Origin of the sequence: Bacillus sp. GMs2/2 (assembly GCF_050172095.1) — a bacterium.
Lineage (GTDB): Bacteria > Bacillota > Bacilli > Bacillales > Bacillaceae_G > Bacillus_A > Bacillus_A cereus.
This window is the reverse complement of sequence record NZ_JBNLYE010000486.1, coordinates 1-2,470: the sequence shown is the minus strand read 5'-3', so window position 1 is coordinate 2,470 and position 2,470 is coordinate 1. Positions and strand designations below refer to the sequence as shown.

The window sequence follows — 2,470 nt, the reverse complement described above, 5'->3', positions numbered from 1 at the left end:
GCTGTTACATGCGGCATCGTACTCGGACAATTTAATATGATACATACGTATTCAGACAAATTTATTGTCCTCTTCTTATTTTTCATGCTATATGGATTATTCCTCAGCATTCCATTAAAAGAAATAAAAAACGGATTTCGCAATTTAAAATTTGCTGGAACAAGTCTTACTATTAACTTCTTATGGACACCTTTACTCGCTTGGGGGTTAGGAGCACTATTTCTTTCCGATCATCCAGCACTTTGGGTTGGATTTATAATGTTAATGGTTACTCCATGTACAGATTGGTACTTAATCTTTACTGAAATAGCGAAAGGTAATGTAGCACTTTCTACTACAATTTTACCTGTAAATTTAATTTTGCAAGTACTGCTCCTTCCCATTTATTTATTTTTATTTGCTGGTGTCATGAAAACTGTAGCGATTTCTGTTTTAGTAGAAAGTATTGTTATCGTAATCGTCTTACCATTTATACTTGCACACGCTACAAAGTTCATTATGAATAAAATGAAAAAAGCTGAAACTCTCGAGAATAAACTCATTCCGTTTTTCAGCTCTGCTCAAATTGTATTTTTAAGTTTAGCAATAGTAGCGATGTTTGCATCACAAGGTAAATATTTACTACAAAATATGAATGTTGTTTTATTATTACTCGTTCCTGTTCTATTGTTCTTCATCATTAATTTTTTACTAGGACAATTTATCGGGCGCATGATGCATTTATCTTACAAAGATACAGTAAGTCTAAGCTTAACAACGTTAGCAAGAAACTCACCTGTTGCACTCGCTATCGCTGTAACCGCTTTTCCAGACGAACCTCTTATCGCACTTGCACTCGTTATTGGACCATTGATTGAGTTACCGGTACTAGCTTGTGTGTCACAAGTTTTGTTGCTTATTAAGAAAAAACGGCAATACGCATAATAAAAAACGTCCCATTTTGGGACGTTTTTTATTATGGAAAGATTACATACAACACTTATTTCTTATTTATCATTACAAATGAAATTACCGAAACTACAAACATAATAATACCAATTATAATAAAGTGAAACTTTAATCATTGGGGGTTTTGTTCATCCCCCAATGATTATTAGCCCTCACCACTCCCGCATTAACAGATCCTTTCTAATTAAAAATGATAGGAAACGTAAATATAACGAAAGCTGCCCAAAGTCCGTATATTGGCAAATACTTCGTAACGGCATCTTGGATAGCTTTTGGTCCTGATTTGTTTTGCAAGAAACGCATATAGGAAAACATAATCCAAATGAGATTTGCCCAAATCAGTACATTTACTCCTAAAACAGCAAGTCTATTAGGCGTAATCCCGTAAGAAGAAAGTCTGAATACTATGGCTGACAATGCGACAGTGTCAATAATAAGTGCCAGAACAATTAAGGAAAAATTTATATAATCTGAAATGTTCTTTTTCTCGTCCGAGTCACTTTCAACGATAGAAAATATGGTAACAGCCAATACACCAAGGAGTATTCCGTTGAAAGCCATTAGGAAATTGCGATCCAAGAACGGATTTTTCCCCACCCAAATTACCGTTATAAGATAGATAAGCAACGTGATCAGGACGAGAGGACTAAAAATTTTAGATATGTATGGTGGAATATTTTTAGCAAGCTTAAGATTCATTGATACTAAGTATGCAGCCACAATAGCGAGAGCCGCTGCTCCAAATAAAACAACATTACTAAAATAGAATTCTCCTATATCTAAGTCAACAAAGCTAAATAAACGCATGGTGAATATTGCTAGTATCATTCCGCTCACTGCCATGCTCCCGTAGAGAAGACAATATTCTAAATTAAATTTAATATAGGCTAATCTTGTACTGCCTTTTGAATATTCATTTCCTGTAAATGCAAGCCCTACTAAGACCCATAAAAATATAGGAAGATGTAAATAAGCAAGTATCGTACTGTCTTTATAATTTATTGGCAATGTATTAAGATACACCCCGGAAACTAGGAATAACGCTATAAGGGAATAAATAATACTTTTTTTCGGCTTATTATTGTAAACAAAATAAGCAGCAATAAAGGGAATTACACCAAAAGCCAAGTTTATTGGAGCAATTGCTTCCTGCTCAACAAAGTGGAAAATGATCCTGGTGCTTATGCCGGCCAAAATAGCTAAAAGGCCCATGAATAAGAAACCTTTTTGAAACAAAGATGTTTTTTCTTTATTTACTTTCTCCTTGAAATGCAACCTTTCATACCAAGCACCTAGAACCTGGGAATCAGGGTTTTGGTCCCATGCTTGTGAGAATGCTTTTTTAAAAGCTTTCGGATCTTTTCTATACATCTTCTCCAACTCATGGGGGTTATCCATATGTTTAACAATCAAATTGTTAATATTCATAGTTATACCTCCTCTAATTTTAAAAATAAGGTTGTTACCTTTTAACAAAAGCACCTCACTCATTTATTATGATTTTAATACAAAATTTATCGTT

Annotated in this window: 2 protein-coding genes; one reads left to right on the top strand and one right to left on the bottom strand. The window is 34.0% G+C overall.

The window, feature by feature from the left end:
* Window positions 1-924 (top strand): arsenic resistance protein (locus ACQGS6_RS26415; RefSeq protein WP_426965868.1); only part of this gene is annotated, 924 nt, incomplete at its 5' end.
* A 204-nt stretch (window positions 925-1,128) separates the two neighbouring features.
* Here the strand turns inward: ACQGS6_RS26415 and ACQGS6_RS26410 are convergent.
* Window positions 1,129-2,376 carry a DUF4153 domain-containing protein gene (locus ACQGS6_RS26410; protein WP_426965867.1) on the bottom strand — a complete coding sequence of 416 codons (1,248 nt, stop codon included), beginning with the start codon at window positions 2,374-2,376 and terminating at the stop codon, window positions 1,129-1,131.
* Window positions 2,377-2,470: the final 94 nt, after the last annotated feature.

Coding starts and splice junctions, on each gene's coding strand:
- ACQGS6_RS26410 (WP_426965867.1), bottom strand. CDS start 2,376: ATGAATATTAACAATTTGATTGTTAAACATATGGATAACCCCCATGAG.